14 protein-coding genes are annotated in these 14641 nt (G+C 53.0%); 11 read left to right on the top strand and 3 right to left on the bottom strand.

Annotation, left to right across the window (positions count from 1 at the left end):
- Window positions 1-120 precede the first annotated feature (120 nt).
- From M8T91_RS01070 to M8T91_RS01115, 10 genes are all read left to right on the top strand, one after another.
- On the top strand, window positions 121-258 hold the full coding sequence (locus tag M8T91_RS01070) for a hypothetical protein (RefSeq protein ID WP_301415968.1): 138 nt from the start codon (window positions 121-123) through the stop codon (window positions 256-258).
- Window positions 259-340: 82 nt separating this feature from the next.
- Entirely contained in the window at window positions 341-904 is a 564-nt protein-coding gene (locus tag M8T91_RS01075; RefSeq protein WP_301415970.1) for a GrpB family protein, read from the top strand.
- Window positions 905-1438: 534 nt separating this feature from the next.
- Window positions 1439-1903, top strand: a complete 465-nt coding sequence (locus M8T91_RS01080; protein ID WP_301415971.1) for a hypothetical protein — start codon at window positions 1439-1441, stop codon at window positions 1901-1903.
- An 883-nt stretch (window positions 1904-2786) separates the two neighbouring features.
- Complete coding sequence (locus M8T91_RS01085; RefSeq protein ID WP_301415973.1) at window positions 2787-3056, top strand: hypothetical protein; 270 nt, start codon at window positions 2787-2789, stop codon at window positions 3054-3056.
- 487 nt (window positions 3057-3543) lie between these two features.
- Complete coding sequence (locus M8T91_RS01090; protein WP_301415975.1) at window positions 3544-4041, top strand: DoxX family protein; 498 nt, start codon at window positions 3544-3546, stop codon at window positions 4039-4041.
- Between the two features lie 467 nt (window positions 4042-4508).
- Window positions 4509-4976, top strand: a complete 468-nt coding sequence (locus M8T91_RS01095; RefSeq protein ID WP_301415977.1) for an HAD family hydrolase — start codon at window positions 4509-4511, stop codon at window positions 4974-4976.
- Between the two features lie 162 nt (window positions 4977-5138).
- Complete coding sequence (locus M8T91_RS01100; RefSeq protein WP_301415979.1) at window positions 5139-5513, top strand: DUF488 domain-containing protein; 375 nt, start codon at window positions 5139-5141, stop codon at window positions 5511-5513.
- A 203-nt stretch (window positions 5514-5716) separates the two neighbouring features.
- Complete coding sequence (locus M8T91_RS01105; RefSeq protein WP_301415981.1) at window positions 5717-6124, top strand: GFA family protein; 408 nt, start codon at window positions 5717-5719, stop codon at window positions 6122-6124.
- Window positions 6125-6553: 429 nt separating this feature from the next.
- Complete coding sequence (locus M8T91_RS01110; RefSeq protein WP_301415983.1) at window positions 6554-6814, top strand: hypothetical protein; 261 nt, start codon at window positions 6554-6556, stop codon at window positions 6812-6814.
- Window positions 6815-6901: 87 nt separating this feature from the next.
- A complete protein-coding gene (locus tag M8T91_RS01115; RefSeq protein ID WP_301415985.1) occupies window positions 6902-7081 on the top strand; it encodes a hypothetical protein in 180 nt (59 codons plus the stop codon).
- On the opposite strand, the gene M8T91_RS01120 is transcribed toward M8T91_RS01115, so the two are convergent.
- From M8T91_RS01120 to M8T91_RS01130, 3 genes are all read right to left on the bottom strand, one after another.
- Entirely contained in the window at window positions 7078-8325 is a 1248-nt protein-coding gene (locus tag M8T91_RS01120; RefSeq protein WP_301415987.1) for a DUF945 family protein, read from the bottom strand. The two genes, M8T91_RS01115 and M8T91_RS01120, sit on opposite strands and share 4 nt — an antisense overlap.
- Window positions 8326-8449: 124 nt before the next feature.
- The gene (locus tag M8T91_RS01125; RefSeq protein ID WP_301415989.1) at window positions 8450-8740 is read right to left on the bottom strand and encodes a hypothetical protein; all 291 of its coding nucleotides are present in this window, start codon (window positions 8738-8740) and stop codon (window positions 8450-8452) included.
- Window positions 8722-10572, bottom strand: coding sequence for an ATP-binding protein (locus tag M8T91_RS01130; protein ID WP_301415991.1), 1851 nt, complete (start codon window positions 10570-10572; stop codon window positions 8722-8724). Before M8T91_RS01130 ends, M8T91_RS01125 begins: the two co-directional genes overlap by 19 nt.
- 316 nt (window positions 10573-10888) lie before the next feature.
- Here M8T91_RS01130 and M8T91_RS01135 point away from each other — a divergent pair, with 316 nt between their 5' ends.
- On the top strand, window positions 10889-14641 hold the full coding sequence (locus M8T91_RS01135) for a nitrate reductase subunit alpha (RefSeq protein WP_301415993.1): 3753 nt from the start codon (window positions 10889-10891) through the stop codon (window positions 14639-14641).

A 14641-nucleotide genomic window follows, 5' to 3' on the forward strand; every position in this document is an offset into this window, starting at 1 on the left:
ACAGTACAGCTGCTTTTACTTTGCGCGTTATGTGTGAGAAGAAATGATAAGCAAGAAATTTGATATTATATCTACTAAAAGTGAAGCTTGGTTTTTGTTTGAGCGACCGGAAGATTTGGTATGACAGATAGAGTATCAATAGAGAGTCAAGCTAAAGGGCTTTTTGGAATCTGTGCTGAACTTTCAAAAGAGTTGTTCACAAGACAAAACTGGAATTGCAAAGAATTTATTTCACAGCCTTGTGAGGTTCAGGAATGAAAGTTAGTAACCATCAAATAATTAAAAGCAGACTGCTATTGGGTTTTGTTCCTACATGGGGTGTTAAGGATTGTGAAACAATATGAGAATTCTTGAAATCATGGAGTATCAAGCATCATGGGCTTGTGAATTTAACAGGGAGAAAGACCTAATTCTTGACACAATTGGCTCTTTGTTTCCAGAAGTTCATCATATTGGCAGCACCTCTGTAGTTGGCCTGGCAGCAAAACCCATTATCGATATTCTCCTCGAAGTTGATGATTTGGATGCACTGGATTCTTTCAATGACGCACTTGAAGAAATAGGATATATTGCCAAAGGTGAAAACGGAATCACTGAGCGCAGATATTTCCAAAAGGGTGGTGATCTTCGTAGTCATCATATTCATGCATTCCTGAGGAGCAGCGAGAATGCCATAAGGCATCTCGCGTTTCGAGATTATCTGCAGCAAAATCCGACAATATCGGAAGAATACGCAATCATGAAAAAAGTCTTGTTTATAACTGCAATAATGATATGGGGAAATACTGCAGCGGCAAAAATACATTTTTACAGTACTACGAAAAGCAAGCAATTAAGTGGTATGCACTTAACAAGCAAGGGTGCTGAATGCGGAAATCTGTGCTCGTGCTTGAATTTTATATAACAGGATTATGGGTAAAACATGAGCTGGGATCTATAAAAATATGGATTATTAAGAAGTGGATATAAAGCTGAATCATATTGTTGGCTTGTCTATGTGGTTTGAAAAAATCGCAGCCTTGGCTTTAAAATAGGGTGGGGATTGGAATACACTGGTTGCAGATTTTTTGTCGAATGATAATTGCTCAAGACCCATAGGGCATGTCCAAATGAGAGACGTAGCAATTGGTTGTGATACTGGCTTTAGAGTCTGCGCCTATTTGGAGAATGGCGGAATAAAAGGTGATTCCGGTGACGATATACCACTTATAAGTAAGTGGCAAAAATGGCTGTAGAGAAGGAAAGCACTCATGTCAAACTTAACCATTTGGCTCAAAAAAACAGGTTCAAAATACGTCTTTCCTGTATGGGTGTAGACGATCTAAACGATGCCATCAATAGCAAGTATAAATACTATAACAGGTAGAATAAAAAATCGGGGTTAAGCTCATTCACGTTTGTCACATATCAGGGTGTTAACTTTTCCGGAGCAGGTGGTTTGAACATTATAAAATTATTATTCTCATTGCTTATACTGGTTGGTAGTGCGAATGCCTATCCCCCTGAGCGGAGTATCGTTTTCTTGCACCAGGTAACAAGGGAGCATCTGCAATGGGTATCCGTGAGCGAGCAGGGAGGCAGTGCCCACCTAAAGATTATTGACAATACATTCTGCAAAATAAACAATCACAATTGTCAAAGCGGTGCAAGTGTTGCCAAAGAGTTAATGATCACTACCGGAGAATTTCTGGCTTTGTGGGAGCTGGTAAATTCACAGGAGATGGTGGTATATAGGGTCGATGTATCCAATCAGGCTTTGGTTTCGTCCAGCTTTCATGGTGTCATGGTGGGCTCTGGCAATACGCTGGATTTTACATTACGGATACCAGTGGATGAATTGAAAAGTAAGGCTGCAAACAAACTTGTTGTTTGGTTTACACGGTTTGCAGCCGCTACTACTTGATAGGCCACTTTTCTCTGGAACAATTCTGCCTGCAGTATGGGCATACCTATAAAAGAGTGCGCGGTGGATAACGCAGCCATGCACACAACGGGTATTATGCTCAGGCGTAGAACACAAGCTATTGGCCCTGTTACCAGAGAGCCCTTTTAATATGCCAGGCTGTAGGCCCAGGTAGGTTTTGCTTCGGTGTGAAAACCCATACTACATGCTTCGACCAAAAACAGCATGGACCTTTGGCCTATCGTTATCCGCCAGAGAAATTGTATTCTTTGTCGTCTGATGCATCACTTTGATTGAATTCCAAGCCAAAAGCGAATACTGTAGGCCTGCTGCCATAGCGCCCAGCCGCCTCAATGGCGCAAGACCTCAATGGCACCAGTAAAGAATAATAAATAGATAACCAATACCGCAACGATCATTTTTTATCCCGCGAAACGTCCCATATCGGGAGCGCTCGCAGGTAATCCATACACAAATAAACCAACAAAGAAGGACCCATCATGACCGCGTAAATGATAGAAAAACGCCACCCCCCGGTGCTGGAACACCAAGGGATGGCTAACCCCAATAGATACATAACCTATCTAGCGAGGCTGTCTTGAATGATACGCCATACACTCGTTCGTCTTCAATAAAGGTCTCCCTGAAGGCGAGCTTTTCGAGTCACTCCTGCCCCCGGCGGCGGAGTGTGCTGTGGCGTTGCGTGATGATTGGTGTGGTCTTTTACTTCAGCCGCGCACCGCCTCTCTGGCTGCGTACCCAACCGACAAATTTCCCTTTGCTTTTTTCCCACAAGGATCACGCCTGCGGCGGGAGAAACCGCACAAAGCGCTGTGCTTTTTCTGCACCTTTCCGTCACAGGTGACTCAAGGAGCCTATAAAAATGCCTATATTACCCTGTCGATTGTTTCAGCCAGTGGAGCTGGGGGATTATTTCACCTTCACGCTGGTCGCCATCAAAGAGAACGCGATAGACCTGCATATTGCACCCGGCAGGGGCAACCGGGTGATGCGTGCCGTGCACCTCCTGCAATGGTTGGACGAAGTCTACCCACTGGACGAAGCCTGTGCGCTGGAGGAGGGGCCAATCGAAAAGCCCCCGGCCATCATCAGGCCGTTCAAACCGCGCCCCGATAAGAAGCCGGAGCGCTGAGCGGCAGTGTGAACGCCTCGAAAGCCTCTACAGCCCTGAATAGTGCCACAGGTGCATACCTTCCACACGGTCATTATGGGGAGGTAAGCACCGCCGAGACGGCAGGCCAGTGACCTTGCGATCCATTCTGGTGCTGCCGAAGGTGGGTAAAGCTCAATCACTGCAGACGACGTTGCCGCGACCGTATCGAGATGACCTGTTAGTAGGCAAGGGTGAGGATGCCCCGGAGATACGCCTATCTGGATAGTGGTGCAGTTTGAGAGGATAGGCAGCTTCTACTTAAAATTCAGTTAATCCAGGAGGTTATATTCATTGGGGATTTTTGGGATACTGGCCGTAGTACGTATTATTCCAGCTGGTTCGGCAGTACTAGATTGCCGTATCTGATGGATTGGCCGTAACTGTTTAATAGTTTGGCAAGAAAAAAATCAAGAAATCACCGGTCATGGTGATCAGTATACATAGGTTATGATTTTATGAGGGAGCTATGGTAACTCCAATTATTATTCTTTTACTGTTGTCCAGTCCGTTAGCCATTGCCCTTGTTTATTCAAAGTTTAGCGACAAGCCTCCGAATGTTACAAAGTACGCCTGTTGGGGGTTGGGAATAGCCTTTATATTCTTCTTCATTGGGCACCTTGTTAAAACGGACGGAATGGTGGAAATGTTACCGCCTTGGGTTCCTTACCGCCTGGCATTAGTCTATCTCACTGGGTTGATTGAGCTATTGATAGGTATCGCTCTTTTTATGCCAAGGTATCAACCCCTTGCTGCAAAGCTTGCTATTGTAGTTTTTGCTATTTTCTTTCCGGCAAATATTTATGCGGCATCAAATGGCATTGGTCTTGGCGGGCATCAATGGGGGCCTGTTTATTTATTAATACGCGGGCCACTACAAATTCTATTAATTGCATGGGCATATTTCCTATGCGCAAAAGGTCATAACAAGTCAATGCAGTCGACCGCTAAAGCCTTGGCTGATTGAGGCGTTATGTGTTCCTACCGTGACTCAGTCAACTCTCATAATTTCATTGGCACTCTTAAGTAGCTGTCTGGCTGTAGGCCCTGTGGAAAAGCGCTTAATTGTTACAGGTGGCATTGATCAAAGTCTGATCAGTAAAGGATGTGAGATTCACCTAATACGAGGAGAGACATCACACGTTCGAAGTTACGATAAACGAAATATCTCCGCTGAGACTGACAAGTTGAATTTTCTGGTGCCCCCAGAAGGCGGCAAGCATAGGCTGGAGCTTTTTTGTGGAAATGGGTTTATTTCAAGCAAGGATCTAGATATCTCCCGGTTTAAAGCCAAAGTTACAGTGAGTATGGGGTATACTGTTGAAATGCGAATATAGCATGAACCGGTAGTTCACCCCTGCGGGGCCGTAAGCCCAAACCGCTACGTGTTTTGTGTGTCGCTGCGGCAGGCTTTCTATACACATGGAGAATCCAGTGCCAAAAGCCTATCTCTTTGATTGGGGCGACACGCTCATGGTGGACTTCCCAGGCATTCCCGGAAAAATGTGCAACTGGAAGTATGTGGAGGCTGTAACCGGAGCAAAAGAATTACTCCAATCGTTGTCTGAAAGCGCTGAAATTTATGTGGCTACAGGTGCCGATGAATCGTCTCCATCGGAGATCGAAGCCGCCTTTTCCCGATGTGGTTTAAGCCAGTTTATAAAAGGGTATTTTTGCAAATCAAATCTCGGAATTTCCAAGGGTTCGGGGCAGTTCTTTAGTGCTATCTTAAGCAAATTGGACATGCCACCATCCGAGGCTACGGTGGTTGGTGACAGTTTTGAGAAAGATATTAAGCCAGCTGTAGCGGCGGGTATGGATGCAGTGTGGCTTACAACTGAGACTTGTGAGGCACCAAATGGTGTTCGAAAAATCCATCAGCTCAGTGAGCTGTGCACATAACAAGCAAGGGCAGTGGATGTTTGCGATGCAATTGTCACGTGTGTAAGGCATAAGATAAAATTAATGAAAAAATTTCTCATTTATATAGCCTCAATTTTCCTGTTTAGCTGTGGTGCTGCATCATCAGTAAAAAAACCCTGGGTACCAAGGGTATAGCAAAGGATGAAGATCAAGATTAAAAGAGTTTATGAGGAGGCCAAAGAAGAGGACGGTGAGCGTGTCCTTGTTGATCGACTATGGCCGAGAGGTTTATCTAAGGGAAAAGGCAAGATAGATAAATGGATTAAAGAGATAGCTCCGTCCAATGAACTGCGAAAATGGTATGGTCATGATCCGAAGAAGTGGCTTGAATTTAAAATACGATATTTCGATGAGCTAAACAAAAAAAGAGCATTACTCGAACAATTCTGTGCAGAAGTTAGTAATCAAAGTGTTACATTATTATTTAGCTCTAAGGAATTAAAGTTAAACAATGCGGTTGCTTTGAAAGAGTATTTGGAGTCAATTATAAATGTAGGTAAAAGCCATAACAAATAAAGAGTCAGACCAGATCCAAGTATATCGAAGAGAAATGAATTTTCGAAGCTTGATGTTAGTCTCGGAATCATTTTTTACGAGTTGACCACTTCATGGGTGAGGATCATATGGGCAAATTTACTACACAGAGTGCGCGTAAAGTGGTGTCTACTTTTCGTGGGTAGGATCAGCATATTCAATAGAAGCTTATATGGAGGTTTGAAGTGAATAAAGAAATTACAGGTGGTTGTTGTTGCGGGAGTGTTTTATTTAAGCTTGAAGATGACTTTGAAAATTTTTTCTTTTGTCATTGTGAACAGTGTAGAAAGCTAACTGGCTCCGCTCATGCCTCCAACTTATTCACGTCACCGTCTAATATTGCATGGATTCAGGGTGAGAACAAAATAAAACGCTATGATCATCCAGCACGTTCTTTTTCCAAAGCATTTTGCAAAGACTGTGGTTCTGGATTGCCATTTCTGTCCCAAAGTGGAAAGTTTCTAATTGTTCCAGCGGGCGCTTTAAATGCAGAGCCGGCAAAGACGTTAGATGCTCAAATCTTCTGTGAAGAACAGGCAGAGTGGCATAAGATCGGTTTAAAGGCAATGGAGTCAGAAGGCTTCCCGAAATAAAAAACAGAGCGCTCAAGAGGGATTCGTATCACTCAGCATTTACGATTCGAATCAGATTTAGTGTTTGGGATGCAATGGTTTGGGTTGTGTGATAGCGTTGCTCACTCGTTTTCGTGACTTTAAATGCCAAAGTTACCCTTTTAGGGTGAAATAAAGCCTTGAAGATAGGTGCAGTTCAATTTAAACCAATTGCCGGTAATATAGAGGCAAATGTAAACCGACATCTTGAAATGATTCAAGTGGCTGCCGGTGAGGAGGCCGACTTGGTTTATTTCCCCTACCTTCTGTCACTGGTCATGAACCCCGGATGGCAAAGTCAATGGCCACGGACCGGTCTGCCACCGTATTTGAGTTGTTCCAACTGGCTCGGGCGCGATAACGCCGCTGTTTACCTGGCGCTATGAGTCATCGTGGTGATGAGGAATTCATATGAATCTTGAAAAATGGAAACGCACACGAGGAAAAGGTAAGAAAAGGTTTCTTTGGGTTAATGGCGCACTTCAATGGGGTATCACAACAGCCTTGCTGTGGTCCTTGCTCATGCAGGTCACTAATCCGGCAGAGCCAATTTGGTTTCGCCCGGCAATTGCACTAGTCTTGTTTCCCCTCGGTGGCTTGGTCTGGGCGCATTGGGTTTGGCAGTCCTCTGAGTCAAAGTACAAGGATCGCGAACAAAAAGTGAATCCATAACAACCCTAAGGCGGTTGCGCCGGCCTCTGGTGAGTCCTCTGCGGATGTGATACGCCAGCCGTGAACTGTTTTCACGGCCAGGAGAGGATGGCGTTGGAAGAGGCACGTTCGGTAGTTTCTTTTCCCTGGCTGGCTATCTATCCGTTGGCGCTGCCCGAGGGATACACCGATGGTACATTCAGCGATTACCCCAGAAACCGGGCCTGCCTTTTGATATTGTGGAGCCTTGCGGACATACGCCGCAACGCCTTTTCAACAGGCTACTAGAGGGTTCCGGTCAGCGCCATAACAAACAGGTCGGGCGGCAATGGCTGGCCGTTGACCTGGAGCTGGCCCCGATTCACTTCGAGGAGCATCTGGAGTTCGCCATCCTGCTCCAGCAGCAGGCCGTATTCGCGCAGTAACAACGCCTGCGCCACCAAAGGCGACTGCAACAGAGCCGGTTCCGCTGCGCTCAGGGTCACGGTGGCCACCAGGGGCTTCAGCCACTGATTGAGGAGGTTGCCGTTACGCTGGCGTGGAGGGCGCTGCATACCGCGCCAATCAATCTCGGCATCCACCAGCACCGGGCCGTTGCGGGATTCCACCGCCAGCTGTTGTTGCAATCGCAGCGGCGGACGCATTGCGCTTGGCCAGTCCCTCCGTGCCGATGGCAGCAGGGCGCCCAGGTAGTGCCCCAGATCCACAGCCCTGATAGCCGGTAGTGTTATCTGCTGTTGAACAGAGGTTATCGGAGTGGTCGATTCCACCTCGGGCAACTGCAGGTCGCTGATCAGCTTTAGGGTATTTCCGGCCAGTTGTTCCAGGGTCAGGTTCAGGCTGATATTGCGCAGCGCCACCGGGCCGGAATCCGATTCCGCGCGCAGCAGTGACAGGTGTAACTGGGCATTTCCACCGCGGCCGGGTGTAAACTGAAAAGTTCCTTTCAGCGGCTCCACATAGAGAACCTCTGCGCCCTGGCGGGTCTGGCGCAGGGTGCCCAGGTCCACACTGCCGGTGAGCACCGCACCGGTATAGTCGGTTTCCACCGATACCTCACCGCCGTCAAAGGCCAGTTCCCCGCTCTCACCGATGCGTTTAAAAGGAGCCAGGCGCAGGGTATTGAGCACCCGGTTGTCCGCAGTCACCAGGGATTCGAGCACCAGCGGGCTGTCCTGCAGGCTGCCGTACACCCCCTCCACCTGTGCGCGCAGCCCTGCCGGTAATTGCTCCGGCTGCAGCCGGGTCTCGCTGTAGACCAGCCCCACTTTCGGGCCCTGCGCAGTAAATAGCAGGGGGCCGTGGTGAATTTCGGTATGCAGCTCTGTCTTGTCGTTTTGCAGGGTTACCTGGGTACGGGTTTCGGCACCAAACCAGTGGCGCTGGTAACCGGTGGTTGCCCCCCCCTGCAGCCTGCCCAGTTGCTGCTTCCAGATTGCCTCCACCCTGGGGCCGATAAACCCGGGTGCTGCCAGGGCGGAGATCACCAACACGGCAAACAGAATCAACAGGAGTGCGCGCAGCAGCTTCATAGGTACTCATTTTTTTTGGCTGGAATTTCGCCGATGGTAGCAGATTGTATGGAAGTTGGTGCGATAGGAGCGCATTGCTTTCCGCGCTCTGGCAAGAACTCGAGATGGTAACCGCGGATCTGCCTCAGGGGCGCGCCCAGGCAGGCACTGCCGAGTAGGCTTTGGGCAGCCAACCGGTCCGGGTTTTACCCGGCAACCGCGGGGTTGCCGGGTGCATAGAGCAGCAAAAATACCACCAGCGAACAGGGGGAGGTGCCAGGGCTTGGGAACCGGGCCAGCTGTTACCCGTAACCGGATGGAAAACTGCCGGTAGTGTGACCCTGTGGCGGGAAAAGGCGTTTGCACAAGCTCTGGCGCCCGGCGTATGGCCGGGGCTGGCACTGTGCAGGGCAATCCTTAAACCGCCTCGCGCCATACCAGCTCCCGCTCGCGCGCGTAGTGGGGGACAAAGTGAAATTGTACCTCGGTGCCGCCCTCCTCACGCCGGCGGATTTGCAGCTTGCCGTTCAGGTTGCTGGCGCGCTCCTGCATGATGGACATGCCGAAGTGGTTGCGTTTTTCCGGTGCATTGCTGATGCCAATGCCATTGTCGCGAATGCATACCTTGAGGGCGTGGTTGTCGGCCTGGGTCAGGCTGATCTCCACCCTGTCTCCCTGGGAATGGTACACGGCGTTTTGCGAAGCCTCGCGCACCAGCTGCAACAGGTGGATTTCCTCGTGGGGGGTGAGGGGGACCTCATCCAGGTGGTAATCCAGCAGGATGCTGATCTGCGGGTGCTGCTCGCGGTAGGCGAGGATGGACTGCTCCAGAATGCCGCGCAGTCCGCCGGGTCCGACCTGCAGGCGGAAGGTGGTGAGCAATTCGCGCAGCTGGCGGTAGGAGGCATCCAGGCCCTCTTTCAGTTCTGCGATGATTTCCTCCACTGCGACCCTGTCCACCTGATCGCGGCGGTTGGCGCGGTTGAGCCGGGTTACCTGGATTTTCAGGTAGGAGAGGGACTGGGCCAGGGAATCGTGCAGCTCCCGCGCGATAATGGCGCGCTCATCCAGCAGGGCCACGCGCCGGTCCTGGGCCTCGCGCTCATTGATGGCGATGGCGGCGGTGACACTGTCGGCGAAAGTGCCCAGGCGCTGCTGCGGCTCCTCATCGAGACTGTCCCCACGGGGCAGGCTGCACATCAACACACCGTAGTTGCGCTTGTCCACTTCCAGGGGAAAGCGGTATACGCGGCTCTCGCCCTCTTCAGAGGGACCGCAGGTGTTCACGCACATGCGGCACTCGCTGCCGCTGCAGTATTCGTTGCCCAACCCCTCTACCAGGTGTTCATAGGGGGCTTCGCCCTCCGGGGTCATCAGGCACAGATCCAGATTTTCCAGGCCCGCCACATTGGCAAATTCACCCAGCCACTGGCCCAGTTCGGTGCCGGGCAGGGGGCCTTCGCTGATGCGTCGCGCCAGGCGGTACTGAAAATCCAGGGCCTCATGGCTCTTTTGCAGTTGTGCGGTTTTCAACTCCACACGGTGGGCCAGGTCTCGGTGGGTGGCGTGTATTTCATCGCTCATATTATTGATGGTACGCGCCAGCACCCCCAGCTCATCCTCGCTGTCGATTTCCAGGGGAGGCTGGTGAAAATTCCCCTGGGCGATGCTCAGGGAGCGGTTGGTGAGCAGCTTCAGGGGCTGCTCCACGGAGCGGTGCAGGATATACAGGGAGAGATACACCAGCACCACGGTGGCGAACAGGGAGCCCAGTTGTACCAGACGGAGTAAATTGATCTTCTCCTCGGCGATGGTCTGGTAGTCGAACACCAGGGTGTCCACATCGGTGATAAACGGTTCCAGGCGGTTGGCCAGCTGTTGGGAGTCCATGGCGGTGTGGCTGGCGGCAATGGATTCCAGCAGCGGGCGGATCTCCTGTTCCCAACTGTGCATCACCTTGTTGTAGTGGCGCGCTGCGCGCAGGTTGTCGCTGGCGCTGAAGTCGGAGATGCTCAACACCTTTGCCAGGCGCTGTGCCACTTCGTCCGCCAGGTCACGGGTGGCCGCGAGGTCTCCGGAGGGGGCGATGGCGGACAGCCGGTAGCTCATGGCGCGCAGGGAGCCGGCCAGGTTCACTGCGGCGGCATCGTTTTCGGCGGCATCGGAGATGATATAGGAAGCCACCATGGAACTCAGTGCCACCAGCACGGTGAGCAGCATCAGGGTGCCGATGCGGTAGACAATGGACTGTCGGATTCGGTTCAGCATATCGGGTCGCTTGCTCCCAGGTGGCTGTGGTCGGAGGGCTCCATTGTGCCGTCCACTGGCGCCCAAATTTGTGGGTACCCACAAAGATCGCCAGTTTCGCACAAAATTCAACCTCTTGTCTGTTTTTTGATCGCAGCCCTTGCCAGTCGGGGCCCCGGTGCGGATCGGGGTGAACACCAGCCATATTTTCCTACCCATTCGGGGGTAGTTTGCCGCATTTCTACCCCTTTTTGATCAGGTGATCCCCATGGGGTGCGCTTTTATATTCCCCCTAAACCGAGGTTCTAACCGCATACCGATGCCCTGGGAGTACCGCATGAGCCATTTCCTGGACCGACTGAAATACCTGAAAAAACATAAAGAGCCCTTTTCCGGGGGGCATGGGGAAAAAACCGACGATGACCGCAGCTGGGAAGATGGCTACCGCCGCCGCTGGCAGTTCGACAAGATCGTGCGCTCCACCCACGGAGTGAACTGCACCGGCTCCTGCAGCTGGAAAATCTACGTGAAGGACGGTCTGGTCACCTGGGAAACCCAGCAGACCGACTATCCGCGCACCCGCCCGGACCTGCCCAACCACGAGCCACGGGGCTGCCCGCGCGGTGCCAGCTACTCCTGGTATATGTACTCGGCTAACCGCCTCAAGTACCCGAAGATCCGCAAGCGCCTGGTAAAACTCTGGCGTGAAGCCAAGTTAAGGCACAGTGATCCGGTAGAAGCCTGGGCCAGCATTGTGGAGGACCCGGCCAAGGCCAGGTCCTACAAAGAGCGTCGCGGTATGGGTGGCTTTGTGCGGGTCAAATGGGATGAAGCCAATGAGCTGATTGCCGCCGCCAACGTCTACACCACCAAACAATACGGCCCGGACCGGGTCACCGGCTTCTCGCCGATTCCCGCCATGTCCATGGTGTCCTACGCCGCCGGTGCCCGCTATCTGTCATTGATCGGCGGCAACTGCCTGAGTTTCTACGACTGGTACTGCGACCTGCCGCCCGCCTCTCCGCAGATTTGGGGCGAGCAGACCGATGTGCCCGAGTCCGCCGACTGGTATAACTCCAACTACCTGATCGTGTGGGGCTCCAATGTGCCGCAGACCCGTACCCCGGATGCGCACTTCCTCAGCGAGGTGCGTTACAAGGGTGCCAAGACCTGCGTAATCACCTCCGACTACTCCGAGTGCTCCAAGTTTGGCGACACCTGGCTGGCACCGCGCCAGGGTACCGATGCGGCCCTGGCCATGGCCTTCGGCCATGTGATCCTGAAAGAATTCCATGTGGACAAGCCCAGTGCTTACTTCACCGAATATGTGCGCACCACCACCGACATGCCGATGCTGGTGACCCTGGAAGAGCGCGATGGCAAGCTGGTACAGGGTCGCTTCCTGCGTGCCTCCGACCTGGCGGATGACCTCGGCCAGGACAACAACCCGGAATGGAAGACCATCGCCGTCAACCATGATGGCCAGCTGGTTTCCCCCCAGGGTTCCGTAGGTTACCGCTGGGGCGAGCAGGGAAAATGGAATATCGAGCAGCGCGATGGTCTCAGTGGCGAAGAAGTAAAGCTGAAGCTCAGCCTGAAAGACTGCGCCGATGAAATCGCCCAGGTGGCCTTCCCTTACTTCGGTGGCCAGACCCACGAACACGACTACTTTCAGCACACCGACCACAGTGATGTGATCGACTACAAGGTGCCGGTGAAGTTTGTGCAGAACAAAGACGGCGAGGTGCTCAAAGTCGCCAGTGTCTACGACCTGACCCTGGCCAACTATGGCGTCGAGCACGGCCTCGACGACCCCAACTGTGCGCAAAGCTACGACGAAGACAAGCCCTACACTCCCGCCTGGCAGGAGAAGATCACCGGCTGTCGCCGTGAGAATGTCATCCAGGTAGCGCGCGAGTTCGCCAACACCGCTGACAAAACCCGTGGGCGCTCCATGGTGATTGTGGGTGCCGCCCTCAACCACTGGTACCACATGGATATGAACTACCGTGGCCTCATCAATATGTTGATGATGTGCGGTTGTATCGGCCAGAGTGGCGGTGGCTGGGCTCACTATGTGGGGCAGGAAAAACTGCGCCCGCAAACCGGCTGGACCCCCCTCGCCTTCGGTCTCGACTGGCAGCGTCCGCCGCGCCATATGAACGGCACCTCCTTCTTCTACAACCACGCCAGTCAGTGGCGCTACGAGAAGCTGGAGATGGAGGAAGTGGTTTCGCCGCTGGCCGACAAGCGCAAGTGGCAGGCTTCCATTATCGATTACAACAGCCGCGCCGAGCGTATGGGCTGGCTGCCCTCCGCACCGCAGCTGGGTATGAACCCGCTGCAACTGACCAAAGATGCCGCCGCTGCGGGTATGTCCGCCAAGGATTACACCGTACAGCAGCTCAAGCGCGGCGCGCTCAAGTTTGCCAACCAGGACCCGGATAATCCGCAGAACTATCCGCGCAATCTGTTTATCTGGCGCTCCAACCTGCTGGGTTCCTCCGGTAAGGGCCACGAGTACATGCTGCGCCACCTGCTCGGCACCAAGCACGGCCTGATGGGTAAGGACCTGGGCGAAGCCGGCGGCAAGAAGCCGGAAGATGTGGCCTGGCATGACACCCCCAGTGAGGGCAAGGTGGACCTGCTGGTGACACTGGACTTCCGTATGTCCACCACCTGTCTCTACTCCGACATCGTGCTGCCAACGGCTACCTGGTACGAGAAGGACGATCTCAATACCTCGGATATGCACCCCTTTATCCACCCGCTCACCAAAGCGGTGGACCCGGCCTGGGAAGCACGCAGTGACTGGGACATCTTCAAGGGCATCGCGAAGAAATTCTCCGAACTGACCGACGGCCACCTGGGGGTGGAGAAGGATCTGGTAACCCTGCCAATCCACCACGATACCCCCACCGAAATCGCCCAGCCCTTTGGGGTTAAGGCCTGGTGGAAAGGCGAGTGCGACCTGATCCCCGGCGTTACCGCGCCGAGCATGATCGAGGTGGAACGCGACTACCCCAATACCTACAACCGCTTTACCTCTATCGGCCCATTGCTGGAAAAACTTGGCAACGGCGGCAAGGGCATCAGCTGGAACACCGATGACGAGGTGGACTTCCTCAAGAAGCTCAACCGCACCTGGAAGGATGAGACTGCCCGCAATGGCCGCGCGCGTATCGACAGCGCCGTGGATGCTGCCGAGATGATCCTGTCACTGGCCCCTGAAACCAATGGTCAGGTGGCGGTGAAGGCCTGGGAAGCCCTGGGCAAGATTACCGGCCTCGATCACACCCATCTGGCCAAGCCCAAGGAAGACGAGAAGATCCGCTTTGCCGATATCGTGGCGCAGCCGCGAAAGATTATCTCCTCGCCCACCTGGTCCGGCCTGGAAGATGAGCATGTGAGCTACAACGCCGGCTACACCAATGTGCACGAGCTGATCCCCTGGCGCACCATCACCGGCCGCCAGCAGTTCTACCAGGATCATGAGTGGATGCGCGACTTCGGCGAGAACCTGTGTGTGTACAAGCCGCCCATCAACCTGAAAACCGTACAGCCGGTGCTGAACCAGAGGCCCAACGGCAACAGGGAGATCCTGCTGAACTGGATCACCCCGCACCAGAAGTGGGGTATCCACAGCACCTATTCCGACAACCTGCTGATGCTCACCCTGTCCCGCGGTGGCCCCATCGTGTGGATGAGTGAGAACGACGCCAAGCTGGCGGGCATTGAAGACAACGACTGGATCGAGATCTTCAACGTCAACGGCGCCATCGCCGCCCGCGCGGTGGTTTCCCAGCGGGTGCCCGACGGCATGGCCATGATGTACCACGCCCAGGAGCGCATCGTGAATACACCGGGAGCGGAAACCACCGGCACCCGCGGCGGTATCCACAACTCCGTAACCCGCGCGGTAATGAAACCCACCCATATGATCGGTGGCTACGCCCAGCAGTCCTACGGCTTCAACTACTACGGCACTGTGGGCTGTAACCGGGATGAGTTTGTGGTGGTTAGGAAAATGAACAAGGTCGACTGGCTGGATGGCGAAGACGTCAAAGAGCCGGCGCGAGAGGAGGTGTAG

The sequence above is a fragment of the Microbulbifer sp. MI-G genome (assembly GCF_030440425.1).
GTDB lineage: Bacteria > Pseudomonadota > Gammaproteobacteria > Pseudomonadales > Cellvibrionaceae > Microbulbifer > Microbulbifer spongiae.

Coding starts and splice junctions, on each gene's coding strand:
- M8T91_RS01070 (WP_301415968.1), top strand. CDS start 121: ATGACAGATAGAGTATCAATAGAGAGTCAAGCTAAAGGGCTTTTTGGA.
- M8T91_RS01100 (WP_301415979.1), top strand. CDS start 5,139: ATGAAGATCAAGATTAAAAGAGTTTATGAGGAGGCCAAAGAAGAGGAC.
- M8T91_RS01075 (WP_301415970.1), top strand. CDS start 341: ATGAGAATTCTTGAAATCATGGAGTATCAAGCATCATGGGCTTGTGAA.
- M8T91_RS01120 (WP_301415987.1), bottom strand. CDS start 8,325: ATGAAGCTGCTGCGCGCACTCCTGTTGATTCTGTTTGCCGTGTTGGTG.
- M8T91_RS01110 (WP_301415983.1), top strand. CDS start 6,554: ATGAATCTTGAAAAATGGAAACGCACACGAGGAAAAGGTAAGAAAAGG.
- M8T91_RS01090 (WP_301415975.1), top strand. CDS start 3,544: ATGGTAACTCCAATTATTATTCTTTTACTGTTGTCCAGTCCGTTAGCC.
- M8T91_RS01125 (WP_301415989.1), bottom strand. CDS start 8,740: ATGGCGCGAGGCGGTTTAAGGATTGCCCTGCACAGTGCCAGCCCCGGC.
- M8T91_RS01085 (WP_301415973.1), top strand. CDS start 2,787: ATGCCTATATTACCCTGTCGATTGTTTCAGCCAGTGGAGCTGGGGGAT.
- M8T91_RS01130 (WP_301415991.1), bottom strand. CDS start 10,572: ATGCTGAACCGAATCCGACAGTCCATTGTCTACCGCATCGGCACCCTG.
- M8T91_RS01115 (WP_301415985.1), top strand. CDS start 6,902: ATGGCGTTGGAAGAGGCACGTTCGGTAGTTTCTTTTCCCTGGCTGGCT.
- M8T91_RS01135 (WP_301415993.1), top strand. CDS start 10,889: ATGAGCCATTTCCTGGACCGACTGAAATACCTGAAAAAACATAAAGAG.